We start from the raw sequence: 239 nt of genomic DNA, 5'->3' as shown, positions 1-239 counted from the left end.
CACCAGCAGGCTGGCCAGCACCAGCGTTATCAACAACGTCGGCCAGCGCGGCAGAAGTTTTTTCAGGGTCACGCCGACGATTACCGTGGCGACGCCGAGCATCAGTGAAGGCTTATCCACAGCCCCCAGATGTCGCAGCAGATCCATCAGGCTGGCGAGCGCTGTGGTGTTGGCCGGCAATTCCAGCCCGAGCAGATTGGGCAATTGCCCGATGGCGATCACCACGGCGGCACCGAGGG

The 239-nt window shown here is 62.8% G+C and carries 1 protein-coding gene; it reads right to left on the bottom strand.

The window, feature by feature from the left end; all coding sequences use genetic code 11:
* The coding region (locus AAEY83_RS18290) for a SulP family inorganic anion transporter (RefSeq protein ID WP_351061535.1) at window positions 1-239 on the bottom strand (239 nt) is incomplete at both ends.

The organism is Psychrobacter sp. TB20-MNA-CIBAN-0197, from assembly GCF_040309765.1.
In the GTDB taxonomy this organism is placed as follows: domain Bacteria; phylum Pseudomonadota; class Gammaproteobacteria; order Pseudomonadales; family Moraxellaceae; genus Psychrobacter; species Psychrobacter submarinus.
The sequence above is the reverse complement of the archived record's forward strand: the minus strand, read 5'-3'. Positions and strand labels throughout refer to the sequence as shown.